At 60.5% G+C, this 26248-nt stretch carries 21 protein-coding genes, 1 other RNA gene and 1 pseudogene; 9 read left to right on the plus strand and 14 right to left on the minus strand.

Annotated elements, in window-relative coordinates:
* Positions 1–26: 26 nt before the first annotated feature.
* A complete protein-coding gene (locus tag ACXADQ_RS04010) occupies positions 27–329 on the minus strand; it encodes a hypothetical protein (protein WP_475315800.1) in 303 nt (100 codons plus the stop codon).
* 20 nt (positions 330–349) lie between these two features.
* Positions 350–1600 carry a Zn-dependent hydrolase gene (locus tag ACXADQ_RS04015; protein ID WP_475315801.1) on the minus strand — a complete coding sequence of 417 codons (1251 nt, stop codon included), beginning with the start codon at positions 1598–1600 and terminating at the stop codon, positions 350–352.
* 206 nt (positions 1601–1806) lie between these two features.
* Between ACXADQ_RS04015 and ACXADQ_RS04020 the strand changes: the two are divergent.
* Positions 1807–2438 (plus strand): annotated as a pseudogene (locus ACXADQ_RS04020) (TetR family transcriptional regulator C-terminal domain-containing protein).
* Positions 2439–2531: 93 nt separating this feature from the next.
* Here the strand turns inward: ACXADQ_RS04020 and preA are convergent.
* Positions 2532–3839, minus strand: a complete 1308-nt coding sequence (gene preA, locus ACXADQ_RS04025; RefSeq protein WP_475315802.1) for an NAD-dependent dihydropyrimidine dehydrogenase subunit PreA — start codon at positions 3837–3839, stop codon at positions 2532–2534.
* Positions 3840–3857: 18 nt separating this feature from the next.
* The gene (locus tag ACXADQ_RS04030; protein ID WP_475315803.1) at positions 3858–5180 is read right to left on the minus strand and encodes an NAD(P)-dependent oxidoreductase; all 1323 of its coding nucleotides are present in this window, start codon (positions 5178–5180) and stop codon (positions 3858–3860) included.
* A gap of 232 nt (positions 5181–5412) precedes the next feature.
* On the opposite strand from ACXADQ_RS04030, the gene ACXADQ_RS04035 reads away from it, so the two are divergent.
* Together ACXADQ_RS04035 and ACXADQ_RS04040 are read left to right on the plus strand one after the other, a co-directional pair.
* Entirely contained in the window at positions 5413–8583 is a 3171-nt protein-coding gene (locus ACXADQ_RS04035; RefSeq protein WP_475315804.1) for a 2Fe-2S iron-sulfur cluster-binding protein, read from the plus strand.
* A 109-nt stretch (positions 8584–8692) separates the two neighbouring features.
* A complete protein-coding gene (locus ACXADQ_RS04040; RefSeq protein ID WP_475315805.1) occupies positions 8693–9250 on the plus strand; it encodes a TetR/AcrR family transcriptional regulator in 558 nt (185 codons plus the stop codon).
* Here ACXADQ_RS04040 and recO read toward each other — a convergent pair.
* From recO to ACXADQ_RS04075, 7 genes are all read right to left on the minus strand, one after another.
* Entirely contained in the window at positions 9242–9970 is a 729-nt protein-coding gene (gene recO, locus ACXADQ_RS04045; RefSeq protein WP_475315806.1) for a DNA repair protein RecO, read from the minus strand. The two genes, ACXADQ_RS04040 and recO, sit on opposite strands and share 9 nt — an antisense overlap.
* A gap of 27 nt (positions 9971–9997) precedes the next feature.
* A complete protein-coding gene (locus ACXADQ_RS04050; protein ID WP_475315807.1) occupies positions 9998–10330 on the minus strand; it encodes a DUF1491 family protein in 333 nt (110 codons plus the stop codon).
* Complete coding sequence (locus ACXADQ_RS04055; protein ID WP_475315808.1) at positions 10327–11910, minus strand: ABC transporter ATP-binding protein; 1584 nt, start codon at positions 11908–11910, stop codon at positions 10327–10329. The genes ACXADQ_RS04050 and ACXADQ_RS04055 overlap by 4 nt, the downstream gene beginning before the upstream one ends.
* Positions 11907–13019: an ABC transporter permease gene (locus ACXADQ_RS04060; protein ID WP_475315809.1), complete on the minus strand. Its 1113-nt coding sequence runs from the start codon at positions 13017–13019 to the stop codon at positions 11907–11909. The genes ACXADQ_RS04055 and ACXADQ_RS04060 overlap by 4 nt, the downstream gene beginning before the upstream one ends.
* On the minus strand, positions 13019–14104 hold the full coding sequence (locus ACXADQ_RS04065; protein WP_475315810.1) for a microcin C ABC transporter permease YejB: 1086 nt from the start codon (positions 14102–14104) through the stop codon (positions 13019–13021). The genes ACXADQ_RS04060 and ACXADQ_RS04065 overlap by 1 nt, the downstream gene beginning before the upstream one ends.
* A 7-nt stretch (positions 14105–14111) precedes the next feature.
* A complete protein-coding gene (locus ACXADQ_RS04070; RefSeq protein ID WP_475315811.1) occupies positions 14112–16043 on the minus strand; it encodes an extracellular solute-binding protein in 1932 nt (643 codons plus the stop codon).
* Positions 16044–16243: 200 nt separating this feature from the next.
* Complete coding sequence (locus tag ACXADQ_RS04075; protein WP_475315812.1) at positions 16244–16765, minus strand: c-type cytochrome; 522 nt, start codon at positions 16763–16765, stop codon at positions 16244–16246.
* Positions 16766–16886: 121 nt separating this feature from the next.
* Between ACXADQ_RS04075 and ACXADQ_RS04080 the strand changes: the two genes are divergently transcribed.
* The gene (locus tag ACXADQ_RS04080) at positions 16887–17720 is read left to right on the plus strand and encodes a prephenate dehydratase (RefSeq protein WP_475315813.1); all 834 of its coding nucleotides are present in this window, start codon (positions 16887–16889) and stop codon (positions 17718–17720) included.
* Positions 17721–17782: 62 nt separating this feature from the next.
* Here ACXADQ_RS04080 and ACXADQ_RS04085 read toward each other — a convergent pair whose 3' ends face one another.
* Together ACXADQ_RS04085 and nudC are read right to left on the minus strand one after the other, a co-directional pair.
* Positions 17783–18250, minus strand: a complete 468-nt coding sequence (locus ACXADQ_RS04085; RefSeq protein WP_475315814.1) for an SRPBCC family protein — start codon at positions 18248–18250, stop codon at positions 17783–17785.
* A 51-nt stretch (positions 18251–18301) separates the two neighbouring features.
* A complete protein-coding gene (nudC, locus tag ACXADQ_RS04090) occupies positions 18302–19276 on the minus strand; it encodes an NAD(+) diphosphatase (RefSeq protein WP_475315815.1) in 975 nt (324 codons plus the stop codon).
* A gap of 115 nt (positions 19277–19391) precedes the next feature.
* Here nudC and ACXADQ_RS04095 point away from each other — a divergent pair, with 115 nt between their 5' ends.
* From ACXADQ_RS04095 to ACXADQ_RS04110, 4 genes are all read left to right on the plus strand, one after another.
* Positions 19392–21356: a bifunctional 2',3'-cyclic-nucleotide 2'-phosphodiesterase/3'-nucleotidase gene (locus tag ACXADQ_RS04095; protein WP_475315816.1), complete on the plus strand. Its 1965-nt coding sequence runs from the start codon at positions 19392–19394 to the stop codon at positions 21354–21356.
* A 55-nt stretch (positions 21357–21411) separates the two neighbouring features.
* Positions 21412–21510, plus strand: an RNA gene (ffs, locus tag ACXADQ_RS04100) — signal recognition particle sRNA small type.
* Between the two features lie 181 nt (positions 21511–21691).
* Positions 21692–22735: a ribosome small subunit-dependent GTPase A gene (gene rsgA / locus ACXADQ_RS04105; protein ID WP_475315817.1), complete on the plus strand. Its 1044-nt coding sequence runs from the start codon at positions 21692–21694 to the stop codon at positions 22733–22735.
* Between the two features lie 95 nt (positions 22736–22830).
* The gene (locus ACXADQ_RS04110) at positions 22831–23739 is read left to right on the plus strand and encodes an MBL fold metallo-hydrolase (RefSeq protein WP_475315818.1); all 909 of its coding nucleotides are present in this window, start codon (positions 22831–22833) and stop codon (positions 23737–23739) included.
* On the opposite strand, the gene ACXADQ_RS04115 is transcribed toward ACXADQ_RS04110, so the two are convergent.
* Positions 23717–24211 carry a protein-tyrosine phosphatase family protein gene (locus ACXADQ_RS04115; protein WP_475315819.1) on the minus strand — a complete coding sequence of 165 codons (495 nt, stop codon included), beginning with the start codon at positions 24209–24211 and terminating at the stop codon, positions 23717–23719. The two genes, ACXADQ_RS04110 and ACXADQ_RS04115, sit on opposite strands and share 23 nt — an antisense overlap.
* Before the next feature lie 226 nt (positions 24212–24437).
* Here ACXADQ_RS04115 and ACXADQ_RS04120 point away from each other — a divergent pair, with 226 nt between their 5' ends.
* Positions 24438–26186, plus strand: coding sequence for a DNA polymerase III subunit gamma/tau (locus ACXADQ_RS04120; RefSeq protein ID WP_475315820.1), 1749 nt, complete (start codon positions 24438–24440; stop codon positions 26184–26186).
* Positions 26187–26248 lie beyond the last annotated feature (62 nt).

A 26248-nucleotide genomic window follows, 5' to 3' on the forward strand; every position in this document is an offset into this window, starting at 1 on the left:
CCTGTCTTTACTGTCGGCGCAGCGGGTCAGACGGACCCGAAACACCCAATCGCATCACCGTGGACCCCGATATCCAACGGCCCAAAATCGGATTCCACACACAGCGAAAAATACCCCGCCGTGGGCAGGAAAATGACCCGGTACATCCCGTTAGACCGCGTCACGTTCCAGCATTTCTGAGTGATCCCGCCACTGAAGTTCACGGTGACAAGGCGCGGCTCGACTACCGCTTTTTTGAAGTCCTCAAGCGTCGCCACATCCATGCGATTGGCGGGCGCGAACCCATCAATCGCTTTTGCAACCGCGGCCTTGACGTCGTCCTTTGTCACCACTTTGAACCCTCCGGGGGTTAGTCCACGATCTGGGCCGTTTCCACGACCGCATGCAGCAGCACATCCGCCCCCGCTGTCGCCCAGTCCTTCGAAATCTCTTCGGCCTCGTTGTGGCTAAGCCCGTCCACACAGGGGCACATCACCATCGCAGTCGGCGCCACCTGGTTGATCCAGCAGGCGTCATGCCCCGCGCCCGAGATAATATCCCGATGGCTATAGCCCAGGCGCTCTGCCGCCGAGCGCACCGCCGTCACGCAGCCTTCGTCAAAGGTGACCGGATCGAATCCACCCACCTTTTCAAACTCTACGCCCAGCCCCATGTCTTCGCAAATTTTCGTGGCCCCTGCTTTCAGGCGGGCCTCCATATCCTGGATCACAGCCAGATCGGGACAGCGAAAATCAACGGTAAAGACCACTTTGCCCGGGATCACATTGCGCGAGTTTGGAAACACGTCGATATGCCCGGCGGCGCCCACTGCGTGGGGGGCATGCGACCAGGCGATCTCGTCGACCAGCTCCAGCACTTTGGCCATGCCCAGCCCGGCGTTTTTGCGCATCGGCATCGGGGTCGACCCGGTATGCGCGTCCTTGCCGGTGATCGTCACCTGTGTCCAGCTGAGCCCCTGCCCATGAGTGACGACTCCGATATCCTTGCCCTCGGCCTCCAGGATGGGGCCCTGTTCGATATGCAGCTCAAAGAACGCATGCATCTTGCGCGCGCCAACCTCTTCTTCGCCTTTCCAGCCGATCCGCGCCAGTTCATCCCCGAATTTCAGCCCTTCGGCGTCCTCTCGGTCATAAGCCCAGTCCTGCGTGTGAATCCCGGCAAACACCCCCGAGGCCAACATCGCCGGAGCGAACCGCGTGCCTTCCTCGTTGGTCCAGTTGGTGGCAACAATCGGGTGCTTGGTCTTGATCCCCAGATCATTCAGCGTGCGGATCAGCTCCAGCGCGGACAGAACGCCCAGAACGCCATCATACTTGCCGCCCGTCGGCTGCGTGTCCAGATGGCTGCCCACATAGACCGGCAAGGCCTCGGGGTCAGTGCCCGGACGCATCGCGAACATGTTGCCCATCTGGTCCAGACCCATCTCGCAGCCTGCCTCCTGACACCATTTCTGGAACAGTGTGCGCCCTTCGCCATCTTCGTCCGTCACGGTCTGGCGATTGTTGCCCCCCGCGACACCCGGGCCGATCTTGGCCATCTCCATCAGGCTGTCCCACAAACGGTCGCCGTTGATCTTCAGGTTTTCACCGGGCGCTGGCATTGGTCTTCCCTCGTCTTGTTGTATCCTGACAAGAGGGCCAACCTGGCTGGAGAGCGATGCCCTCTTGCTGCTTTTTTACCATTTGGTAAATTCACGATTGCGAACGGGCTGTCACATGTCAAGAAATCTCTTGGCGACTTTTCCCATGTGGTTAGTCTAAGCTGATCGCCGATGAAATTTGCATCACATCAAGAAACGGGGTTTGAATGACCGTCCAAAAGACCGCACCAGCCAAGAAACCCAGCCGCATCCAGTTGAGAAATCGCAAGAAATTCTGGACGCCGCGCTCGAGGTTTTTTCCACCCACGGCTATCGCGGCGCGACCTTGGATCAAATCGCCGACCATGCCGGCCTCAGCAAACCCAACATTCTCTATTATTTCGATGGCAAAGAGGCGATCCACGTCACCCTGCTCAACAAGCTGATGGAGACCTGGCTGGACCCGCTGCACGAAATGGACCCAGAGGGCGATCCGCTTGAAGAAATCTGCGCCTATGTCCGCCGCAAAGCGCAAATGAGCCGCGAATTCCCGCGCGAAAGCCGCCTGTTTGCGAATGAAATCCTTCAAGGCGCCCCTCGCATGGGCCCACATCTGAAATCTGACCTGAAACCTCTGTTCGACGAAAAAGCCCAAGTCATTCAAGGCTGGATGGACGCAGGAAAAATCAACCAGGTCGATCCACGCCACCTGATTTTTTCGATCTGGGCCACAACCCAGCACTATGCGGATTTCGAAGCCCAGGTCTCCGTCCTCACCCCGGACGAGGACGACATCATCGCGGGCGCCGAAACCTATCTGGACACGCTGTTCCGCAACCTGCTCGGCCCGAAATCCTGACCCAACACTGGCCCCAGGCACCAAACGGGCGAGGATTTTCAAAATGAAAATCCTCGCCTAAACCAGCGCGCCGCAGGCGCACCTTTTAACAAATCACTCAGCCGCAGCAGCGTTGCTTGGATTGTTGGGATGATCCAACCAATTGCCGTATTCCCCAGGAACCTTGGCGCCCGTGCGCTCATCCATCTGACCCGGCGCCACGCGTTCCATCGTGATGCAATTCTCGATCGGACAGACGTTGACGCACAGGTTACAGGCCACGCAGTCCTCGTCCTTCACACTGAACACACGGTCCTCGGACATAGCAATCGCCTGGTGGCTGGTATCCTCGCAAGCCGCATAACAACGCCCGCATTTGATGCATGCATCTTCGTCGATCTTGGCCTTGGTGACGTAGTTCAGGTTCAGATATTGCCAGTCGGTCACATTCGGCACCGCCCGTCCCACCAACTCGCTGGTCGATGTCATGCCCTTGCGATCCATATAGTCGCTCAGCCCCGAGATCATCTCTTGCACGACCTTAAATCCATAGGTCATCGCCGCCGTACAAACCTGCACATTGCCCGCGCCTAAGGTCATGAACTCGGCCGCGTCGCGCCAAGTGGTGACCCCCCCGATACCACTGATCGGCAGACCATGGGTTTCAGGATTGCGCGCGATCTCGGCCACCATGTTCAGCGCAATCGGCTTCACCGCCGGGCCGCAATAGCCCCCATGCGTACCCTTGCCGTCAATCGTCGGTTCGGGCGCGAAATCATCCAGATCGACCGAGGTGATCGAGTTGATCGTGTTGATCAGGCTAACCGCATCCGCGCCGCCGCGCTTGGCCGCCTCGGCCGGTTTACGGATATCCGCGATGTTTGGCGTCAACTTCACTATGCAGGGCATGCGCGAGTGTTTCTTGACCCAACGCGTCACCATTTCGATGTATTCAGGCACCTGTCCCACGGCACTGCCCATGCCTCGTTCGGCCATCCCATGCGGGCAGCCAAAGTTCAGCTCGACCCCATCAGCGCCGGTATCCTCGATCCGTTTCAGGATGTCGGCCCAGCTGTCCTCGTCACAAGGCACCATCAGGCTGATGATCAGCGCACGATCAGGATAGTCGCGTTTGACCGATTTGATTTCCCGCAGGTTGGTTTCCAGCGGGCGATCGGTGATCAGCTCGATATTGTTCAGCCCCAGCAGCCGGCGATCCGCGCCCCAGATCGCCCCGTACCGAGGCCCGTTGACGTTGACCACCGGCGGCCCCTCGGACCCCAGAGTTTTCCAGACGACACCGCCCCAACCGGCCTCGAAGGCGCGGCGGACGTTGTATTCCTTGTCCGTGGGCGGGGCCGAGGCCAGCCAGAACGGGTTGGGGGATTTGATCCCGATGAATTCGCTTGAAAGATTGGCCATTCGCTTATCTCCCTGTGCTTACGCCGACAACGCGGCGTGGATGTCTTCAGCGGCGTCGCGCCCTTCGGCCACGGCAGTTACGGTCAGATCGTCCCCACCCGAGGCGCAATCACCCCCGGCCCAGACGCCTGCCATACTGGTGCGGCCCGTTTCAGTGACGGCGATCTTGCGCCCGTCCAGCTCCGGCAAGTCAGAACGACCCAAAGTCTGCCCGATCGCCTTGAACACCTGATCTGCGGCCAGGCGGAAGGTTTCCCCCGTTGGGGCCAGATCATCATCGGTGTACTCAAACTCGATCTCGCGCACCGCGCCGTTGCCGATCACCGCCTTGGGCGAGGCATTGGTGATGATCCGCACGCCCTTGCTGGTGGCCAGGTCCTGTTCGAATTCGCTGGCATTCATACGATCCTTGCCGCGCCGATAAACCAGCGTGACGTTCAGTGCGCCCAGCAACTTGGCCTGAACAGCCGCATCAATCGCGGTCATCCCGCCACCGATCACCACCACGTCCCGCCCAATCGGCACCGAGCCCATGTCCGAGGTCTGGCGCAAATCGGCAATGAATTCGACCGCATCGAGGACCCCGTCCTTGTCCTCACCATCGACACTCAGAGCATTCACACCAGCCAATCCGATGGCCAGGAACACGGCATCATACTCGGTCTTCAAAGCGTCCAGCGAAATGCCCTCGCCCAGGGCTTGGCCCGCGTTCACGGTGATGCCCCCGATTTGCAGCAGCCAGTCGACCTCTTTGCCCGCAAAGCCATCCACGGATTTATAGGCCGCGATGCCGAATTCGTTCAGGCCGCCCGCTTTGGGGCGCGGATCGAACAGCTCGACCTCGTGCCCGTGCATCGCCAGGCGGTGGGCGCAGGACAGTCCTGCCGGCCCAGCGCCGACAACGGCCACTCGCTTGCCCGAGGACGCGGCGCGTTCAAACGGATGGGCCCCCGTCTGCATCAAAGTGTCGGTCGCATAGCGCTGCAGCAGGCCGATCTGCACCGGCTTGCCCTCGGCGGTTTCGCGAACACAGACCTCTTCGCACAGAGTTTCCGTGGGGCAAACCCGCGCGCACATCCCCCCAAGGATGTTCTGTTCCAGGATCGTCTTGGCCGCCTCGTTCGGGGTCCCGGTGGCGATCTGACGAATAAACAAAGGAATATCGATGCTGGTCGGACAGGCCGTCATGCAGGGCGCGTCGTGGCAAAAATAGCAGCGATCTGCCGCCACCAACGCCTCGTGATCCGTGAGCGCCGGATGTAGATCGGCGAAATTCTGGGCATAATCCTCGGGCGCCAATCGCCCTGCGGCGATACCTGGCGTCAGGGTGTTGGAACGCATTTCAACCTCCACTGTGCTTGGTTTTCTTATTGTGTTCAGTATTCCACGCTTTCATTTTTTATCAACTGGTAAAATTTAATAGGCCGTTTTTCCGCGTCCCCTCAACCCAGTTTGCCCGGTTTTTCATCAACTTGCTTGCCAGAACCGGATTGCGATGTAGGCTGAATGATCGCGAGGGAGGGAACAAATCATGCCTTTGAAGGTGTTTTCCGACAGGAATTGACCTGTCCATATGGGGCCCTACCCCTTGGAAAAACTGGCGCGCCTTCAGGCGCGGACAGATGCCTCTGCTGTGCCCGCAGATCACGCGCTGAGTTTTCATCGCTCCCAGACTCCCGAAAGCATCGTCAACGCGATGGGCGAATATCAGGCCATGCTGGATGCCATTCGCGATGGGTTTGTGAACACAGCGCGCGCCGACATCCCTGCGGACCCGACGGAACGCGCACAGCATCTGAAGGCCTTTGGGTATTTCAGTGACGCCAGCATGGTTGGGATTTGTCGCTTGTCCGCTGACGCCATCCTTGGCGACCCCCGACGCAATCCCGATATTGATCGCCTGGCCGAAGAACTGCGCACGCGTCAGACCAAGACACTGGCCTCGGGCATTGACGTGATCATGGCCGAGCTGCGTGAGGCGATGCAGGCCCCACCCAAGGGGATCGAGGGTCACACCCATGCGCTGGTCTTTCTGTATGAATATCCGCGCGATCCTTGGCCCTCCGAGGCTGGGACCGACTGGATCGCAGACGCCCAGGCCCATCGTGCCTGCTTGCGCGCCTCTGAAACAGCCATGGTCCTGGCAAATTATTTGCGCCTGCTGGGGTGGAACGCGAAGGCCCACAGCGGTGCCAGTTCGGATGTGCATTTGAACGCCCTGGCCGTGACGGCTGGGCTGGCAACCGTTGAAAATCAGAACCTGAGCGCGCCTTGGCTTGGGCCGCGGTTCGGGCTGGCCGCTGTGACCACAGATATGGACCTGACGCCGGACCTGCCCCTGGCCCCGATGGATCAACAACCGCGTTCACTGCTGACTGGGGCGCGATGGTGGTTGGGTGGACCTCACGCCAAATCAGGCCGCACGCAGGATCCCTATGCGCGCCGACGCTTCATGGACGGAGCGCATCCGTTTGAAACGCTCAAACGCACGAACACGCCCACGACCTATATCGACGAGGCCCACGTCGCGCGTGTGCCCAAACGGGCCGATATGTTCGCGCGAGCGCAATTCGGAGATATGGGCCAGAACGTACAGAACGGCGCAAAAAACGGCCACTACGCCCGCAAATCGGCCCCCAGCATGGCGCAGCGTCGGGTCTTGGGGGCCTTTACCGCGATCCAGAATGGCGCGGCCAACCCACTTGGTCTACGCCCCTCGGATCCGCACATCAACGCGGCCAATATCAAGGCCACAGCCTATTTCCTGGGGGCCGACGCGGTAGGTCTGTCGCGCTGTCCGGACTGGGCCTGGTATTCGCACGACGCAACGGGCGCGCCGATCGATCCGCCCCATGATCAGGCCATCAGCATGATCATCGATCAGGGCTACGAAACGATGGAGGGCGCCTCGGGCGACGATTGGATCAGCGTGGCCCAATCCATGCGCGCCTATTTGCGGTTTTCGTTGTTGGGCGGCGTGCTGGCCAAACACATCCGCAATCTGGGCTATGCCGCCAAGGCCCATACCGTGATGGACGGAGAGGTCCTGCAACCGCCCCTGCTGCTGCTATCTGGCTTGGGCGAGGTCAGCCGCATTGGCGAAGTCATCCTGAACCCTTTTCTGGGCCCGCGCCTGAAATCCGGCGTCGTCACCACGGATATGCCGATGGCCCATGACCGGCCGATTGATTTTGGCCTGCAACGGTTCTGCGAGGCCTGCAATAAATGTGCGCGTGAATGTCCCTCGGGGGCGATCACGGCCGGGCCGAAACTGATGTTCAATGGCTATGAGATTTGGAAATCCGACAGCCAGAAATGCGCCACCTACCGCATCACCACCCAAGGCGGGGCCATGTGCGGGCGCTGCATGAAAACCTGCCCCTGGAACCTGGAAGGGCTGTTTGCCGAGGCTCCGTTTCGCTGGGCCGCATCGCATATTCCCAGCGCGGCCCCGTTGCTGGCCCGTTTGGATGACGCCGTAGGCAATGGCGGGCTGAACGCGGTGAAAAAGTGGTGGTGGGACATCGAGCTGGCCGAGGATGGGGCCTATCGCCCGACCCCAACCCCGGTGAACCGACGCGATCTGCAAACGGATCTGGAATTGCGCTACGAAGATCAGACCCTGGCCGTGTACCCCGCCGATCTGGCCCCGCCGCCATGGCCCTATCCCTTCCCCATGGATCGCGAGGCCGGGATCGCCGCCTATCACTCTATGGTCTCTGCCAAGGAATACCGTGCGCGCATGGCCCAGGGCGACATGTCCATGATCCACCGCTACACGGTGCCCGGGGATGCCCCCGTGATCCGGGTCGAGGTCACCAAAGCCGAACAAATGACCCCGGATGTCACCAAGTACGAATTCGCCACGCTGGACGGTGCGCCTTTGCCGGAATGGAGCGCGGGCGCTCATCTGGATGTTCTGGTTTCCCCCGAATTCCTGCGACAATATTCGATGTCCGGCAACCCCGCGCAGACCGACAGATACCAGATCGGCGTTCTGCGCGAGGATCAGGGTCGCGGGGGGTCGGCCTTGATGCATCGGATCTTTCATCCCGGGCGCAAGGTGTTCATTTCGAAACCCATCAACCATTTTGCGCTGGATGAATCCGCGACCAAAACCTTTCTGATGGGCGGCGGCATCGGCATCACGCCCATGATCGCCTTTGCGCATCGTCTGCACGCCTTGGGGCGGCCGTTCGAATTGCACTATTCCTGCGCGTCCCGCAAAACCGCAGGGTATTTGCAGGATCTGGCCAGCACCCCATGGGCCGAAAACGTGCATCTACATTTCAGCGACGAAGACACCCGCGCTGATTTGGCCAGAATTCTGCAAGGATACGCGCCCGGCTGGCATGTTTATACCTGCGGGCCAGATCGCTATATGGACGCGGTAATTGCTGCGGCTGAACAGGGCGGTTTCCCCGAAGAGGCGCGCCATCTGGAGTATTTCAGCGCCCCGGAACAGCCCGAATATGAAAATCACCCCTTTAGAATCAGGCTTAGGGACGGACGCGAATATGTCGTTCCCGCAGACAAGACTGCAGCGGATGTTTTGAATGAAAACGGCATCGCCGTGGACGTGAAATGCGGCGATGGCATCTGCGGCGTCTGCAAATGCGGTGTGCTGTCCGGCCAGATCGAGCACCGAGATTTCGTTCTGTCCAAAGCCCAGCGCGCTCAGGCCATCATCCTGTGCCAATCCCGCGCAGCCGAGCCCGATGGGGTGTTGGAACTGGACCTTTAGACCGCATATCGCCGGGGAATCGGGCAAGAGGCCCACATCTCCAGCGACAAAAGCGCCACAAGCTTTTTCTGCGTTTGCGAAATAGGCGGACTCGGCGTATCGGGGACTCATGTCGCAGAAAAAGCCGCGCCTTTCCAAGACCGACTGGTTGCTTGCCGGTTTCACCGCCCTGGCCGAAGATGGCCCGGACGCGCTGAAGGCCGAACCATTGGCGCGCCGATTGGGCACTACCAAGGGCTCGTTTTATTGGCATTTCGCAGATGTCCCCGCCTATCACGCGGCGATGCTGGACCTTTGGGCTGAACAGGCCGTCAGCCACATTCCCCAAGCGATGGAGGCCGAGCCAACCCCAACCGCCAAGTTGCGCAAGCTGAGCCAGATCGTCGCCGCGCACCGCCCCGAATCGCTGGGCGGGCTGAAACTGGATGCCGCGATCCGCGCCTGGGCGCGCGCCAATTCTCTGGTGGCGGATCGTTTGGCCGAGGTAGATCGCGAGCGCCTGCGGTTCCTGGAAAACCTGCTGTCTGAAACCGGCATCACCAATCCCGAATGGGCGCGGATCATCTATGCCGCTGATATCGGGATGGAGGATCTGTCCGCCCGCGATCAGGCCGACAATGCCAGCGCGATGGGATCGTTGGTCGATCTGGTGCTGGCGCTACGCTAAGCGCCGCAAAAACAGATCAATGAAACGCTGACGCGCCTCGGGCAGGGGTTTATTTCCCAATGTCGGCGCCAATCGATGGGTCAGAAAATACCCTGTCGTTTTCAGCCCATCCGCAATCTCAGCATCCGCAGCCCCACCCTGCCCCAGCATACACACGGGCAACGGCAACAGACGATCCGCCCATTCCCCTGCCCCCTCGCGCGAGACCGCCCGCCCCGTTTTGGGCGAGACAAAGGCCAGGTCTTCGCGGCTGCCGGTGACCGCGCATTTGCGCAGGTCCAGACCAAAGCCCAACTCTTCGAGCACGGCCATTTCCCATTTCAGATAGGCCAGCGGCCAGACGTCCACCTCGTCCAGAATATCCAAGAGGGCCTCGGTCCGCTGATACAGCGCCAGATGCTGTTCGCGCTCGGGCAGCAGGAATATCAACAGCGCCGCCACCGCATTCAGCCCCGCCAATGACAACCGGTCCGCCAAAGCCATGGCCGACCGGCTGCGCACGGGTTCGACGGTAAAGCTGCCCATGTGATCCTCGAGCCGCGCGCGCCATCGCAGGTCCAGCTGGGCGCCGGGTTGCAGGATAGGTGCGATCTTGCGGCTGGTTGCCCCGCGCATCACGCCCAGATGACGGCCACGCTCAGGGGTGAACACGTCCAAGATAGCCGCGTTTTCCCCGTGCCGACGCACGCCCAGCAATATGCCCTGATCTCGCCACTCCATTGGGTCAGTATCCCTTGGGTGCGGGGGTTATTCCAGCCCCGGTTCGTCCAGAAGATGCCGGCCCTGGCCGTCCTCGACCTCGATCACCCACAGATCGGGATCAAAGTCGCGCTGTCGGGTGATGGCGGCATCCACGTCCGGCTCTGCGCCCTCGGACAGGGTGAGCCACTTGCGCGCCCCGCTGAGCAGGTCGAACGAGCGCTGGAACACCCGCGCCTGCCCATCCAGCGTGTTCAGTTTCACCAAAACGGCCCCCGCCTGATCATCGCCATGCGCCACAACAAAGGCCGGGATGTCATACAGGCGCAACCGGGTCAGATAGGCATCGACCCAGAACCGGGCGGTCAGTCGGTCGCTCATTCCAGGTCTGCTGCCGCCAGCAGCGCCTTGGTATAGTCCGTGCCCGGATTGGCAAAGATATCCTGCGCGTCCCCGGCCTCGATCACGTCACCATGGCGCATCACGATCATCTTATGGCTCATGGCGCGCACAACGTTCAGATCGTGGCTGATGAACAGATAGGCCAGCCCGTATTTGGCCTGAAGGTCGCGCAGCAGCTCGACGATCTGCACCTGAACGGTCATATCCAGCGCGCTGGTCGGTTCATCCAGCACCACCAGCCGAGGCCGCAGCACCATCGCCCGCGCAATCGCGATCCGCTGGCGTTGCCCGCCCGAGAATTCATGCGGATAGCGATGCATCATCGCCGGGTCCAGCCCAACCTCGGTCATCACCTCGGCCACCAGGTCCCGAGGGCTGCGCCCCGGATCAACGCCATGCACACCCAGCCCCTCGGCGATGATCTGCTCGCAGGTCATCCGCGGAGACAGGCTGCCGAACGGGTCCTGAAACACGATCTGCATGTCCTTGCGCAGGGCGCGCAGCTGTTTCGTGGACCATTCCCGGATGTCCTGACCATCGAAACGAATGTCGCCCTCAGACCCGATCAGACGCATGATCGCCAGCGCCAGCGTGGTTTTCCCCGAGCCGCTTTCTCCAACGATTCCAAGTGTTTCGCCCGACCGCACATTGATCGAAGCCTCGTTCACGGCCTTCACATGGCCGACCGTTTTCTTGAGGAACCCGCGCTGAATGGGGAACCACACGCGCAACGCATCCGTGCGGACCAATTCCGCCGCGTTGGCAGGCACCTGACCGGGCTGACCGGCCGCCCGCGCTGACAGCAGTTTTTGCGTATAGGGATGTTGGGGATTGCCGAAAATCTCGGCTGTGGGACCAGCCTCGACGATCTCGCCATCCTTCATCACGCAGACCTTATCGGCGATGCGTTTGACGATGCCCAGATCATGAGTGATGAACAAAAGGCCCATGTCCTCGCTGGATTTCAGCTCGGCCAGCAGCTCCAGAATTTGGGCCTGAATGGTCACGTCCAGCGCCGTGGTGGGTTCATCCGCGATCAACACGTCAGGTTTATTGGCCAGCGCCATGGCGATCATCACGCGCTGCCGCTGCCCGCCGGACAGCTGGTGCGGATAGGCGCCCAGACGGGTTTCGGCGTCGCGAATGCCGACCTTTTCCAGCAGCTCAAGAATGCGCGCGCGCGCCGCATCCCCGGCCAGCCCCTGATGCAGGGCGATGCTTTCGGCCAGCTGTTTTTCGATCGTGTGCAGCGGGTTCAGACTGGTCATCGGCTCTTGGAAAATAAAGCTGATGTCGTTGCCCCGCACCTTGCGCAGCACCCTGTCCGAGGCGCCGATCATTTCCTGCCCGTCATAGGTGACCGAGCCTTCGACCATCGCGGCCTCGCCCAGCAGGGAGACGGTGGACAGGGCCGTGACGGATTTGCCCGAGCCGGACTCGCCCACAAGAGCCACGGTTTCCCCGCGATCCACGGTGAAACTGACGCCTTTGACGGCCATATTGGTGCGGCCATCCTGACGGAAGCTGACCTTCAGGTCTTTGACGCTAAGCAGGCTCATTGAAAGGTCTTTCTGGGGTCAAATGCGTCGCGGACGCCTTCGAAGATGAACACCAGCAGCGACAGCATCACCGCGAACACGGTGAAGGCGGTAAAGGCCAGCCACGACGCTTGCAGGTTCTGTTTGGCTTGCAGCGTCAGCTCGCCCAATGACGGGGCCGAGGACGGCAGACCGAAGCCCAGGAAATCAAGGCTGGCCAGCGTCGCAATCGTGCCGGTCACGATAAAGGGCAGCATGGTCACCGTGGCCACCATCGCGTTGGGCAGCATGTGACGGAACATGATCGTGGCATTGCTGACGCCAAGCGCCTTGGCGGCGCGGACGTATTCCAGGTTCCGCGCGCGCAGGAATTCCGCCCGCACCACGCCCACCAGCGCTGTCCATCCAAACAACACCGTGATGAAGACCAGCAACCAGAATCCCCTGCCCAGAATCGCGAACAGAATGATGATCACATAGAGCGACGGGGTCGCGCCCCAAATCTCGATCACGCGTTGGAAGATCAAGTCCAGCCAACCGCCGAAATAGCCCTGCAATGCCCCCGCGATGACCCCCACGACCGAGGCCAGCGTGGTCACGATCAGCGTGAACAGGATGGACAGGCGAAACCCGTACAGCACCCGGGCGACCACGTCGCGTTTGGTGTCATCCGTACCCAGCCAGTTCTGGCCATTTGGCGGCAAGGGCGCGGCACCGGGGCGGTCCACCGTGGTGTCATAGGCATAGGGAATGATCGGCCAGAGGGCCCAGCCTTCCTGGAAATGTTCCAAGCTTTCTTGCAGGCTGCCCCGATCAATGGCCTCGATGATCTCTTCTGGGTCGTCGAAACAATCCTCCATCCCGCCGGATTTGATCAGGCACTGGACCTCGGGATCGCGATAGGCGGCCTCGGTCTGGAAATCGCCACCAAAGGCGGTTTCGGGATAGAATTTGAAAATCGGGGTAAAGTATTCGCCCTGGTATTTCACCAGGATCGGTTTGTCATTCGCGATAAACTCGGAAAACAGTGAAATCCCGAACAGAACAGTGAACAGAATCAGCGACCAAAAGGCACGCCGATTGCGCTTGAAATTGTTCCAGCGGCGTTGGTTCAGGGGGGACAAAGCCATCAGCCTTCCCTCCGTTCGAAATCAATGCGCGGGTCGACGACCACGTACATCAGGTCCGACAGGATGCCCACGACCAGCCCGATCAGGCCGAAAATGAACAACGTTCCGAAAATCACCGGGTAATCGCGGGCCACGGCGGCCTCGAATCCCAATCGGCCCAGCCCGTCCAGGCTAAAGATCGTTTCGATGATCAGGGACCCGCCAAAGAACACGCCGATGAACACGGCCGGGAAACCGGCGATCACAATCAGCATCGCGTTGCGGAACACATGGCCGTACAGCACGCGATTTTCCGCCAGCCCCTTGGCGCGGGCGGTCATGACGTAGTGTTTCTTGATCTCGTCCAGAAACGAGTTCTTCGTCAGCAAGGTCAGCGTCGCAAAGGCCGAAATGGTCGAAGCAATGACCGGCAGCGCGATATGCCAGAAATAGTCTCCGATCTTGCCCAGCCATGACAGCTGATCGAAGTTGTCACTGGTCAGGCCGCGCAGCGGGAAAATCTGCCAGTACGACCCGCCTGCAAGCAGCACCAGCAGCAGGATCGCGAACAGAAAACCGGGGATGGCATAGGCCACGATGATCAGCCCGCTGGTCCAGGTATCAAACGGGCTGCCGTCCTTCATCGCCTTACGGATACCCAGCGGGATCGAGACCATATAGGCGATCAGCGTCGACCACAGCCCCAGCGTGATCGACACGGGCAGTTTCTCGATCACCAGATCGGTGACACTGATCGAGCGGAAATAGCTTTCGCCGAAATCCAGCCGCAGATAGTTGCCCATCATCGTCAGGAACCGCGTCAGTGGCGGCTTATCAAAGCCGAATTCCTTTTCCAGCTGCTCGATGAACTCGGGCGGCAGGCCGCGCGCACCGATATATTGCTCGTCCCCGGTTGGGGTAGTGGCGCCCGCATCCTCGCCCGAGCCAGAGAAACCCTCGAACACGTCGCCCTGACCCTGCATCTGAGCAATCACCTGCTCGATTGGGCCGCCGGGCACGAATTGCACAAGGCTAAAATTGATGATCATGATGCCGACCAACGTCGGAATGATCAGCAGCAGACGTCGTAGAATATAGGCGCCCATGCGGCGGTTACCTCAGCGCGCCCGCTGCCTTCAGTGCAGCGGCTTTGTCAGCGTTGTACCACCAGAAATCCAACACGCCCAAGGCATAGGTCGGCAGCTCAGCCGGGTGTTCATACTGGTCCCAATAGGCGACCCAACTGCTGTCATTGTACCAGACAGGGATCATGATCCGCTCGTATCGCAGCACACGGTCCAGCGCCATCAGGGCGGTGTCGCGATCTTGGGCCGTGGTGGTTTTCAACGAATAGTCGATGATCGCATCCACCAGCGGGCTCGCCAGACCGGCAGGGTTGAACAGGCTGAACGCCGCCTCGGACGAGCCATACATCTGACGCAGCCCGGTGCCCGTGTCCAGGAAGGTGCGATAGCTGTCAAACACCAGGTCATAGTCCCGTTCGCGCGTGCGCAGGGTGTATTGAGCGGGGTCGATTTTTTCGAACTTGGCGTCGATGCCCATGGCCTGCAGGTTCTGGGTGAAGGTTTCCACCACGGCCTCAAGCGTGGCCGACCCGCTGGAGGCAATGGGGAAGTTGATGGTCAGCAGCTCTCCGTCCGCATTGCGACGTTTGCCGTCACTGCCCACGGGCCAACCCGCGGCATCCAGAAGTTTCATCGCTTTGCGCAGATTGCGGCGGTCGTTCAGCCGGTCGGCCTTGGACGAATGCGCCACCACCGCCGGTTCGGTCAGCAGATCGGCAGGCGCCAGATCACCGAAGGATTTCAGCAGCTCCAACTCGGCCCCTTCGGGGGCGCCCATGGCCTCCAGATGCGAGCCTTGGACGAACGAATGGCGCTGTTTGAACAGCCCGAATTGCAGCGACTGGTTTGTCCATTCGAAGTTATAGCCCAGCGAGATCGCCTCGCGGACACGTTTGTCCTTCAGCACCTCTCGGCCCAGGTTGAACACGATCCCTGTGGGGGTCGGCGGGGTGCCATCGGGCAGGGTTTCCAGCTTGACCCAGTTCTTTTCAACGGCCGGGAAATTGTATCCGGTCGCCCATTGTTTCGAGTTCCCTTCGGCGCGGAAGGTGTATTCGCCCGCTTTAAAGGCCTCGAAGGCAGCGGAATCGTCGCCGAAATACTCGATCCTGATCGAATCAAAGTTGTGTCGGCCCTGATTGATCGGCAGGTGCCAGCCCCAATAGTCCGGGTTGCGCTTATAGACAATTCGCCGGTTCACCTCGTAGCTGTCCAGCACATACGGGCCAGATCCCAACGCCGCATCCAAACGTGGCTCATCCAGACGGGCACCGGTTTCTTCGTACCAATGGCGCGGCCAGACGGGGACGCTGCCGACCTGATCAATCAGACTGCGGCGCGAAATATCGGGGGCAAAGGTGAACTTGACGGTATGATCATCCAGCGCTTCGGAGGACAGAACCCGTTTCTTCACAGCCTGCGCATAGGACGGCAGACCCTGTTCCAACAGCAGGTTGTGGCTGAACACCACGTCATGCGCCGTCACCGGGACCCCATCGGAGAACAGGGCCTCGGGGCGCATATAGAAGATCACCCAGTTCTTACCCTCGTCATATTCCAGACGTTCTGCCAGCAGCCCGTACATTTCGCCGTAAACATCCGCAGGCGCACCTCCGCCCGAGGCCGGCATCTCGCCCAGCAGGCTTTCATAGACCATCCAGCTGTAGCGACCCGCACGGCCCTTGCGGCTGTAGGGGTTCATCGAATCAAAAGTGCCGGGCGCCCACAGGGCAATTTCGCCGCCCTTCGGCGCATCCGGATTCACATAGCTGAAATGCGGATAGTCCGCCGGATAGGTCAGATCCCCGAAATAGGAATACCCATGAGAGCGAATGATTTTCTCGTCCTCGGCCAACGCAGGCAGGGCCAGCATCAGCGCCCCAAGGGTCACAGCCAGTGTAGAAATCCAAGCCACAATGGGAAATGAACGCGTTTGCGCACGGGTCCGTTGGGGTTTCAAATGCGTTTTCCTCCTGGTCGAGCCACTCTGCCGGGGTCTTGTTTGGATATAAGCTACTGGGGGGTGACGACCATGTTCAAGCGGCGATTCCCCCAATCACCGGGATTTGTGCGATTGCGATCATGCACTTGCCCCACCCGCGCAGCAAAAAGGCCGCCACCCGGCGGGTAGCGGCCCTAATCTGCAAGATCAGCGAAGGATCAATCGTCCAGGCTGTCCAGATATGCGATCACGTTGGCGCGATCCTTTTCTTTCTTCAGGCCCGAGAAGGACATCGCGGTGCCGGGGGCGAAGGCTTTGGGTTTTTCCAGGAAGGCGTTCAGGTTGTCCGCGGTCCAGGTTTCGGCCACAGCGGCCATTTTACCCGAGTAGCCATAGCCAGCCTCGGTGCCCACCGAACGACCAACAACGCCGTACAGCGAGGGGCCGGTGGCGTTCACGCCGGGCTCGATCTTGTGGCAGGCTTTACACTTGCCGAACACCTTGGCGCCTTTTTCCAGGTCTGCTGCGGCCAGCAGGTCAGCGAAGGCGGGGCCTTCTTCTTCGGCTGCGCCCAACTCTTCTTCGCCGGTGTCGATTACATAAGCTTGCTGTGCGTGGTCGCCGTGTCCGCCACCGCCGACGTGGTACAGCGTCTCAGCCGCCCAGTTGCCCAGCAGAAAAACAAGCAGAGAGCCGCAGAGCGCGCCGCCGACTTTGGTAAGGGTCATCGTGTCAAACATGGTTCGCCCGTCTATTACGTGTCTGTCGGCGCGTATCTATCCGCTTCCACTTGTCTTGCGCAAGGTGTAGTTTCCGCGACCAATCGCCCCCGGGGCAGAAAAACGACAGGAACCACGAAAAATGACCAATCGCATCGCGTTTCAAGGCGAACTGGGCGCATATTCGCACCAGGCTTGCCGTCAGGCCCGTCCCGATATGGAGGCCCTGCCCTGCCGCACCTTCGAAGATGCGATTGATGCGGTGAAAAATGGCCAGGCCGATCTGGCCATGTTGCCCGTGGAAAACTCGACTTACGGGCGGGTGGCAGACATGCACTCTTTGCTGCCCGATTCTGGCCTGCACATCATTGAAGAGCATTTCGTCAGGGTTCACATCAACCTGCTGGCTCTGCCGGGCACCAAGCTGGATCAGATCGACACGGCCATGAGCCACACGGTGCTGCTGGGTCAGTGCCACGATTTCCTACGTAAACATGGCATTCACCGTAAAGTCGGCGCGGATACTGCCGGATCGGCTCGGCAAGTGTCGGAACTGGGCGATCCCGCGCTGGCCGCGCTGGCCAGTGAACTGGCCGGTGAAATCTATGGGCTGGAGGTGTTGGCCCGTCACATCGAGGATCAGGGCAATAACACCACCCGTTTCCTGCTGATGAGCCCCGACGCCGATCACGCGCGGCGCGGTGACGGTAAGATGATCACTACCTTCGTGTTCGAAGTCCGCAACATCCCGGCGGCGCTCTATAAGGCCATGGGGGGATTCGCGACCAACGGGATCAACATGACCAAACTGGAAAGCTATATGGTCGGCGGGTCCTTCACCGCAACGCAGTTTTACGCTGATATCGAGGGGCATCCAGAGGATCCCCACGTCAAATTGGCGTTGGAAGAGCTGGACTATTTCACTGCCAGCCACAAAATTCTGGGCGTCTACCCAGCGGATGATCGTCGCGGATGACCCAAATGCACCGGCAGGGTCATCACCTGTTCCGGTGCGTCCGGCGCTGACCAAGCCTGCGGTCACGCAAGCTGTGCGTGCCGCCGAGCCAGTTGGCGCCCGTAGTCTTCCATCATCGTGTCGAACCGCCGGGTCACCTGACCTTTGGCCAGCTTCACCGATTGCAGCAACAGACGTGCCGGAAGCGTCTTGGGCTCCATCACCACTGTGTTGGTCAGGCGCGTGCGGTTCTTGGACATGGGCACAAGTTCAAGCCGCATGGTCGCGACGAACCCTTGCCCCGTCGCGGTGTAGCAGGCGACTTCGGGCGAAATGTGTTCGGTCAACTCGACGTTCACGTCTCTTTTCTTGTCGCGAAAACTGAAGCTGACATCCCAGGCGGCGCCTGTCCCCAGGGTCTCCAGATTGTCGATCCGTTGCACATCCGCACCCCGGCGCAAGGCTGCCTTTTCGAAGCTCTGGAAATCTGAAAGGCAGTCAAAAACGTATTCTGCCGGTGCATCGACATCTACTTTGCTAGAAAATTCCATTCTTATACTCGTTCTTGTCTGATCTAGGCCCCAACCTGGCGCAGTTTCGCTCTAATCCAGCCGGTCGGCAAGCCAGTTCCGCAACAGAAACTGCGCGATGGCCCCTTTTCGCGCAGGCATTAGCACCGGGTGCTGCCCAGAGAACGCCAACATGATATCTTCGCGGCTGAACCACTGCGCATCTTCGATTTCATTCGGGTCAATTGTGATCTCGCGATCCATCGCAGTCCCGTAGCATCCAAACATTAACGAAGACGGAAAGGCCCAGGGTTGGCTGGCCAGGTATCCAACCTGACCGACGGTGATCCCCGCCTCTTCATAGACTTCGCGCCGGACTGCGGCCTCCAGCGTTTCGCCCGGTTCAATGAACCCGGCCAAGAGCGAATACATCCCCTCGGGCCATCCGGGCGAGCGCCCCATCAGCACGTCATTGCCATGCGTGATCAGCATGATCACCACCGGATCTGTGCGTGGAAAGTGATGTGCCCCGCAGCTAGGACAGTCACGCTGCCAGCCAGCCATCGCCATTTCGCTTTCGGCACCACACATCGCGCAAAACCGGTGCGAGCGATGCCAGCTGAACAAGGCGCGCGCCGTTGCGGCCAGCTCGGCGTCCCGTGGGCTCAGGCGCGTCATGATGCCGCGCAGCTCTGAAAACAGATGGGTCTGGGGCAGGCTGGGGTGATGCTGTTCACTGCGATCCAGAAAGCTGTTCAACTGCGCCTGATCGACATCACCGGGGTCCCAGCTGGATATATCATGGGCAAAAACCGGACCCTGGTCCTCGAGCCCCAGGAACAGTGGAGGCTGAAAGGTCTCGGCCAGTATCGGGTGATCCATCGGCAGCCGCGCCAGGTCCGAATTGCGATCCGGCCCCCATACCGCAAGAGGTTTGCCGCGCCACATGATCATGGTGGTTGCCTCAGCCGAGGTTCTCGCGGCCTCCAAGTCTTGCGGCGCAGCGCGTAGTTCTGCTGCCCGGTTCAATCCCGAACCACCGAAGGTCACCGTTTCCGCCAGCTTCATGTTGCTCCCCTTCCTGCTTGCACGCGCTCAGGTAAACCTGAACTTAACCAAGAATTCACCTGCAATCGCAGCGAGATTGGACAAGCGGCTGAAAAAATAGGAAAATAATGACGCTATGTCGCAATTGCCATCGCGAAATACAATATATACTTGCATCATACATCAATATCATACAGCCATTAGGCGAGCCTCAACTCTTTTAAAGCCCAAGCCGTTGCACCATTCAAATCAAGTTGATGCACTTCGAAACAAGACACATCTCAGGGTTCTGCAGACCACGGATGTGCACCTGAATCTGTCGTCGCATGACTATTTCACCGATCAGCCCGACGCCGCCGCTGGATTGCTATCGCTTTCGACCGTGATCCATCAGGCCAGAAGCGAGGCCGAGAATACGCTGTTGCTGGACACGGGTGATTTCCTGCAAGGGACACCCTTGGGCGATCTCTATGCATATAATCACCCGGACGGAGACGCCCTGCACCCGGCCATCTCGTTGATGAACGCAATGGGGTATGACGCGGGTACGATCGGGAACCATGAGTTCAACTTCGGACTGGATTTTCTGACCCGGGTGATTTCCTCATCGCGGTTTCCGCTCGTTCTGGCCAATGCGGTTGTGCAGCTTGGGGCGACCCCGCTAGAGGACCGCCCGCTGTACACCCCCTATGTGATCCTGGACCGACAGGTCGTTGATGCTGACGGGCAGTCGCATGTGCTGCGCATCGGGCTCATCGGATTTGTGCCTCCGCAGGTTAGCATTTGGGAACGTCGACACCTCCAAGACCGCGTCCATATTCGCGATATCGCCGAAACCGCCCAAGCCTATATTCCCAAAATGCGGGCCGAAGGGGCGGATATCATCATTGCTCTCAGCCATTCTGGCATAGCCGCCCCAAACGAGGTCTCGGCGCGCGAAAACGCCAGCATGCAGCTAGCCGCGCTGGACGGGATAGACGTTGTCTTGTGCGGTCATCAGCACAAGCGGTTTCCCAGCTCTGATTTCGTTGGCATCCATGGCGTGGACACTGAACGGGGCACGCTACACGGGAAACCTGCGATCATGGCCGGGCATTGGGGCAGCGAGCTTGGGGTCCTGGACCTGGTGTTGAAGCACGATCCTCAAACCGGTTGGCACATCGATTCTCATACCTGTGATCTGCGCAGCGCGCAGCCGGACACCGCAGCGGATACGCAGCTGAGCAAACTGCTGGATGACAACCACCAGGCCACCCTGAACTATATTCGCACCCCGGTCGCCGAGACTCGTCAGTCCCTGCACACCTATTTCACCTATCTGGGCTTTGATTTGGCGACCCGTGTCGTCACGATGGCCAAACGTGAACGCGCGGCCGAACTGCTGGGAAACACAGGTGTTCCCCTGTTGGCTGCGGCTGCTCCGTTTCGGGCGGGTGGGACTGCCGGACCGCAATATTTCACCGAGGTCGAGGCCGGCCCGCTGACAATTCGCAACCTGTCTGATCTGTATTTGTTCCCCAATACGCTGTCTGTACTGCGCGTCACCGGGACCGAGCTGCGCGATTGGTTAGAGCGGTCGGCTGGCAAGTTTCTTCAGGTCACGCCAGGACAGGCCAATCAGTTTGCTCTGACCAAGGGATTTCCCAGCTACAATTTCGACATGATCCTTGGTGTCGACTATGAAATCGACCTCACCCAACCTGCACGCTATTCAATCCGAGGAGAGCAGCGCCACCCTGATGCACGCCGGATCAGCAAACTGACCTATGCCGGTCAGCCCGTGCGCGACGACCAGGAATTTCTGGTGGCTACGAACAGTTATCGCGCGGGCGGGGGCGGGTTGGTGCCCGGTCAGACCATCGGCACCGAGGTATTGAGCTCGCAAGAAGAGGTCCGCACGATCCTGAGGAACTATTTCCAGCGGATTGGTGTTTCAAACATGCCCGTATCTTTGAACTGGCGGTTTGCGCATGTGCCAGCGACGTCACTGTTGTTTCCGCTTTCGCCCCGCGCGCGCCGGTACCTGCCCGAGTTCCCGTTGAACATCACCCGGACCGGTCAGATGCTGGATGGATGGGAATTGTACCGATTCCACCTGTGACATCGCGGTGACGCTCTGGCTTGCGAATCCGGTTCCGTCGCCCTATATCAACGCCTGAGAGGTTGGCGCGGGCGAGCGCCTCGCCAACCCGGTCAGGTCCGGAAGGAAGCAGCCGTAACGAGCCCCGCTTGGGTCGTTGTCCAGCCTCTCACCTAACGCAGTGTGCCAATCGGGCACAAAACAGCACCTAAGGAGGGTTCTTGATGATTGTCGCCACTGTTACCCTTCGGGCTGTACTGCGCTAAGGCACGCGCCATTTCAGGACTGCCCGAAACCGCTCCCCTTCGCCGCACATCCGGCGCGAGGGTACTTTTCGCGTTTACGAAGGCAGACCAATGATATCGTCCTTGAACACGCTCGGCTGGACCCAGTTTTTCACCAGCCAATTGACAACTGAAGAATTCGAAACCCTGATCCCCGTCCGCATCGCCGAGGTGCGCCGTCGCAGCCTGATTGCGCTGCGTGATGATGAAACCCGGATCGAACTGTCCCTGACCGGTGAACATGTCGCCAGCGACTTTGCCGTGGGGGACTTCACCCTGACCGATGGCGAGCGGATCATCCGCCGTCTGGATCGACGCAGCCTGATTTCGCGCAAAGCGGCCGGGTTGACCTCGGACACACAGCTGATCGCGGCCAATATCGACACGCTGTTCATCACCACATCCTGCAATGCCGACATGAACGAGGCCCGGCTGGAGCGCTACCTGGCCATCGCGATCGAGGCCGGGATCACTCCGGTCGTTGTGATCACCAAGGCTGACAAACCCGAAGACATGAGCGCCGAGATCTATGTTGAGCGCGCCAAGGCGCTGTACTCGGACGCCGAAGTGCTGGCCATCAACGCCAAGGACCCGGCCGATATCGCCCTGTTGGAACCATATTGTGGCCTTGGGCAAAGCGTAGCCTTGGTCGGCTCGTCCGGGGTGGGCAAATCGACCATCGCGCGCGGCTTGACCGGGCAGGACCTGGCCGTCGGGGACATCCGCGACGATGACGCCAAGGGCCGCCACACCACGACCGCCCGATCCATGTACCGGATGCATGCAGGCGGCTGGCTGGTGGATACCCCCGGCATGCGGGAACTGGCGTTGCACGATGCCTCGGACGGGATCGACACCCTGTTTGCGGACATCACCGAGCTGGCTCTGACCTGCAAATTCTCGGACTGCCAGCACGAGACTGAACCGGGGTGTGTCGTGCGCGCGGCCATCGACGCCGGGGACCTGGATCCAGACCGGCTGGAGCGGTGGCGCAAGCTGAAGGACGAGGATCAGCGGAATTCAGAATCCGTGGCCGAATCCCGTGCGCGAGGGCGCAAGTTCAGCAAGATGGTGAAATCCACCATGAAGGCCAAGCGCGCGCGCCGCGGACACTAGTCAGCGAAACCTTGCCGCAGCGGCAGGTCGTCTCATTGCGCGGCGCCTGTCCGTCGCAGATCATCGGTGCCTCATCCATGCGAGGGGAGGCGCCGATGACACGACTTTTGACCCTGATCCTGCTGTTCATAAGCACCACAGCAACGGCCCAGATGACGGTGACGCAGATCACCCAAGACAGCTATGCGCTGGTGGGACCGATCGGAAATCGCGATCCGCAGAACCTTGGGAATAACTCGACCCATGGGCTGGTGATTACACCCGATGGCGCGATCCTGATCGATGCGGGCGGCAGTTTTCTGGGGGCGCAAACGCTGCATCAGACGATCCGAACCGTCACCGACCAACCCGTGAAATACGTGATCAACACCGGTGGGCAGGATCACCGCTGGATGGGTAACGGGTATTGGAAGCAGCAGGGCGCGACCGTCATTGCCTCGGCCGACGCGGTCGAGGATCAGCGCGACCGGGCCTCGATGCAGCTATCGGTTTTGGACGCCCTGATCGGCAGCGAGAACCTGGCGGGGACCCAGCCCGCCCATGCCGACATCACCTTTGATGAATATTATGACCTTAGCCTCGGCGGCACGACCTTGCAGATCCAACACCAGGGCGGCGCGCATACACCCGGTGATTCCTATGTTTGGCACCCCGGCGCTCAGACCGTGTTTACCGGCGATATCGTCTATGTCTCGCGTCTGTTGGGGGTGATCGAGGTGTCGGACAGCGCGAATTGGCTGGAGGCATTTGACGAGATCGCGGCCCTGACCCCGACCCATGTGGTGCCCGGCCACGGCCCCGCCACCGATCTGGCCACCGCCAAGGCCGACACGCGCGACTATCTGCAAAACCTACGCACCCGTATGCGCCAGCTGATCGACAGCGGAGGCGACGTGATCTCGTCCGTCACGGTGGATCAAAGCGCATTTTCCTACCTGGCGAATTTCGATCAGCTGGCCAAGCGCAACGCCCAGGCCGTGTTCATTCAGATGGAGTGGGAGTAACCGCCCAATCCATCTGCTCCTGCGTTTCCACGGCACAGGGCCGGACGCGCCGCAAATGCGCCAAAGCCTCGGCCGTCGGCTCTCCTGCGTCCACCATCAAGCGCAACGCGGCCATGCCCGAGCGCCCACAGCCCCCTTTGCAGTGTATCAACACCCGTCCGCCGCCCTCCAGCGCCCTGCGGGCAGCAAGACTGACTTCGGGCCATTGCGCGCTTACGTCTGGGCCGGGGGCTGCGAAATCCTCGACCGGCAGATGGACCCAGCGCGTGCCACTATCCCGCAAGTCCTGCCCCAGATCACGCGCACCACTGGCGATCATCTCGGCCTCGGTCGTCATCGAGATCACCATCGCCGGCTGCCATTCACGCAGATGCTCCAGATCGGCGCCATAGTCCCCGCCCCGCCCCGGCACGGGCGACAAGGCCAGAATACCATCGCCCAACTGCAAGGCATGAATGACAAACTCGGCCATGCTGTCCTCGGTCCTTGAAACTCCACCCGGCTCTTGTTGTATCAGATGTTGCTCATTTTCGCACAGCGACCCTACGGAACTTGGCAAAACGGTGCCAAGCCGAAGCCTTCAACACACGCAACATCTGCGCTGCGGCGCGCGCGGGCCATTGCAACAGGCATTCCGGTGGACGCGCCGCCCCTGCGGGCTTAGGTTACCTAAAACCCGCGATTCACAAGGCCCCGGCATGAACGATACTCCCGACAAAGGTTACCAGGTTCTGGCGCGGAAATACCGCCCCGAGACCTTTGCGGATCTCGTTGGTCAGGACGCCATGGTGCGTACCCTGAAAAACGCGTTCGAAGCCGACCGGATCGCCCAGGCCTTTGTCATGACCGGCATTCGCGGCACCGGTAAAACCACCACGGCCCGAATCATCGCCAAGGGCATGAACTGTATCGGGCCGGACGGAAATGGCGGCCCCACCACCGAACCCTGCGGCGAATGCGAACATTGCGTGGCCATCATGGAGGGCCGCCACGTCGACGTAATGGAGATGGACGCCGCCAGCCGCACCGGTGTGAATGACATCCGCGAGATCATCGAAAGCGTCCACTATCGCGCGGCCTCGGCCCGCTACAAGATCTACATCATCGACGAGGTTCACATGCTGTCCACCAGCGCGTTCAACGCGCTGCTGAAGACGCTGGAAGAGCCCCCCGCCCACGTCAAATTCATCTTCGCAACCACCGAGATCCGCAAGGTTCCCGTGACCGTTCTGTCCCGTTGTCAGCGTTTTGACCTGCGCCGGATCGAACCTGAAGACATGATCGGCATGCTGAAACGGATCGCAGGTGCCGAGGGCGCCCAGATTGCCGAAGATGCGCTGGCCCTGATCACCCGCGCGGCCGAAGGCTCGGCCCGGGATGCGACCTCGCTTTTGGATCAGGCCATCAGCCATGGCGCAGGCGAAACCTCGGCCGATCAGGTGCGCGCGATGCTGGGGCTGGCTGATCGCGGCCGCGTGCTGGATCTGTTCGACATGATCATGAAGGGCGACGCCGCCAGTGCCCTGACCGAGCTAGGCGCGCAATATGCCGATGGGGCCGATCCGATGGCTGTGCTGCGCGACCTGGCCGAGATCACACACTGGATTTCCGTCGTTCAGATCACCCCCGAAGCCGCCGAGGACCCCACCGTTTCCCCCGACGAACGCGCGCGGGGACAGGATATGGCCGGCCGTCTGCCCATGCGGGTGCTGACGCGGATGTGGCAAATGCTGCTGAAAGCCCTCGAAGAGGTCGGCCACGCCCCCAACACCATGATGGCCGCCGAGATGGCGATCATCCGTCTGACCCATGTTGCCGATCTGCCCGCGCCCGAAGACCTGGTGCGCCGCCTGAAGGACGCAACGCCGCCTCCGCCCCCGTCGCCCGGTGGTGGTCGCGCGGCGCCGTCTGCGCCCATGGGACAAACCGATGCGTATTCGGGCGGACACGCACCCTCGGGCCCGTCTGGCGGCCCGGTCATGGCCTTGGCGCAAGATGTGGATCAGGCCTTGGCCCGGTTCCCCACCTTTGATCATGTTTATGAACTAATCAAAGCCAATCGGGATGGGGTGCTTCAGGCGCATGTCGCCAAGTATCTGCGTCTGGTCAGCTACAGCCCTGGCCGGATTACGTTCCAACCGACGGACGACGCACCTTCGGATTTGTCGCAACGTCTGGGCTCGAAACTGCAAAGCTGGACCGGCAACCGCTGGGCCGTCATCGTCACCAATGAGGATGGCGCCGAGACGATCTATGAAAAGGAACACGCCGCCGAGATCGCCCTGAAAGAGCAAGCCGCACAGCACCCGATGGTGCAGGCCGCGCTGGCCGCGTTCCCCAAAGCCAAGATCACCGAGGTCCGCACCCACGAAGACCTGGCCGCCGAGGCCCAGGCTGATGCCCTACAAGAGGTCGAAGACGAATGGGATCCTTTCGAAGAGGATTAATCCGCTCAGCCCTTGTCCGCACGCCTTGGCGCTGCGATATGAAGGCCAGAACATCCCGCGCA

It is taken from the genome of Thalassovita sp. ABM4_323, from assembly GCF_056158665.1.

What these genes read in the sequence shown, in the direction of transcription:
- nudC (WP_475315815.1), bottom strand. Translation starts at nt 19,276, where the DNA reads ATGAAGCTGGCGGAAACGGTGACCTTCGGTGGTTCGGGATTGAACCGG.
- ACXADQ_RS04080 (WP_475315813.1), top strand. Translation starts at nt 16,887, where the DNA reads ATGACCAATCGCATCGCGTTTCAAGGCGAACTGGGCGCATATTCGCAC.
- ACXADQ_RS04040 (WP_475315805.1), top strand. Translation starts at nt 8,693, where the DNA reads ATGTCGCAGAAAAAGCCGCGCCTTTCCAAGACCGACTGGTTGCTTGCC.
- ACXADQ_RS04120 (WP_475315820.1), top strand. Translation starts at nt 24,438, where the DNA reads ATGAACGATACTCCCGACAAAGGTTACCAGGTTCTGGCGCGGAAATAC.
- ACXADQ_RS04035 (WP_475315804.1), top strand. Translation starts at nt 5,413, where the DNA reads ATGGGGCCCTACCCCTTGGAAAAACTGGCGCGCCTTCAGGCGCGGACA.
- ACXADQ_RS04015 (WP_475315801.1), bottom strand. Translation starts at nt 1,600, where the DNA reads ATGCCAGCGCCCGGTGAAAACCTGAAGATCAACGGCGACCGTTTGTGG.
- ACXADQ_RS04095 (WP_475315816.1), top strand. Translation starts at nt 19,392, where the DNA reads ATGTCGCAATTGCCATCGCGAAATACAATATATACTTGCATCATACAT.
- rsgA (WP_475315817.1), top strand. Translation starts at nt 21,692, where the DNA reads ATGATATCGTCCTTGAACACGCTCGGCTGGACCCAGTTTTTCACCAGC.
- ACXADQ_RS04030 (WP_475315803.1), bottom strand. Translation starts at nt 5,180, where the DNA reads ATGCGTTCCAACACCCTGACGCCAGGTATCGCCGCAGGGCGATTGGCG.
- ACXADQ_RS04075 (WP_475315812.1), bottom strand. Translation starts at nt 16,765, where the DNA reads ATGTTTGACACGATGACCCTTACCAAAGTCGGCGGCGCGCTCTGCGGC.
- preA (WP_475315802.1), bottom strand. Translation starts at nt 3,839, where the DNA reads ATGGCCAATCTTTCAAGCGAATTCATCGGGATCAAATCCCCCAACCCG.
- ACXADQ_RS04055 (WP_475315808.1), bottom strand. Translation starts at nt 11,910, where the DNA reads ATGAGCCTGCTTAGCGTCAAAGACCTGAAGGTCAGCTTCCGTCAGGAT.
- ACXADQ_RS04115 (WP_475315819.1), bottom strand. Translation starts at nt 24,211, where the DNA reads ATGGCCGAGTTTGTCATTCATGCCTTGCAGTTGGGCGATGGTATTCTG.
- ACXADQ_RS04050 (WP_475315807.1), bottom strand. Translation starts at nt 10,330, where the DNA reads ATGAGCGACCGACTGACCGCCCGGTTCTGGGTCGATGCCTATCTGACC.
- recO (WP_475315806.1), bottom strand. Translation starts at nt 9,970, where the DNA reads ATGGAGTGGCGAGATCAGGGCATATTGCTGGGCGTGCGTCGGCACGGG.
- ACXADQ_RS04060 (WP_475315809.1), bottom strand. Translation starts at nt 13,019, where the DNA reads ATGGCTTTGTCCCCCCTGAACCAACGCCGCTGGAACAATTTCAAGCGC.
- ACXADQ_RS04085 (WP_475315814.1), bottom strand. Translation starts at nt 18,250, where the DNA reads ATGGAATTTTCTAGCAAAGTAGATGTCGATGCACCGGCAGAATACGTT.
- ACXADQ_RS04110 (WP_475315818.1), top strand. Translation starts at nt 22,831, where the DNA reads ATGACACGACTTTTGACCCTGATCCTGCTGTTCATAAGCACCACAGCA.
- ACXADQ_RS04065 (WP_475315810.1), bottom strand. Translation starts at nt 14,104, where the DNA reads ATGGGCGCCTATATTCTACGACGTCTGCTGCTGATCATTCCGACGTTG.